Source organism: Mesorhizobium sp. M1A.T.Ca.IN.004.03.1.1, from assembly GCF_003997555.1.
Classification (GTDB): Bacteria; Pseudomonadota; Alphaproteobacteria; order Rhizobiales; family Rhizobiaceae; genus Mesorhizobium.
The window spans coordinates 1-252 of the sequence record NZ_RZTV01000731.1 but is presented as its reverse complement, the minus strand read 5'-3'; the positions used below and the strand labels follow the sequence as shown (position 1 = coordinate 252).

Here is a 252-nt window from a genome sequence, read left to right as displayed (position 1 = left end):
CTGACACCGCTGCAGGCGGGCAAGATCGATCTGCAGAGCGATGAGCGAGTCCAGACGATCGCCGGCGAATGCAGCGCCGAGGCGCAATAAAGGTTCGGCGCCACCCTGCGGCACGTCTCAGGTGGTAACGCCGATCTCGGCAAGGCGGCCGAGGCAGGCCTCTTCGATATTGTCGAGTTCGGTCAGCGTATCGTCTATGTCCTTGCGCTTCTGGCGCAGGTCCTCACGCTTCTCGTCGACGCGCTTCATCAG

Annotated in this window: 1 pseudogene; it reads right to left on the bottom strand. The window is 62.7% G+C overall.

From position 1 onward, the window contains the following. Window positions 1-117: 117 nt before the first annotated feature. Window positions 118-252 (bottom strand): annotated as a pseudogene (locus tag EOD29_RS33595) (MerR family transcriptional regulator); the annotation flags it as partial.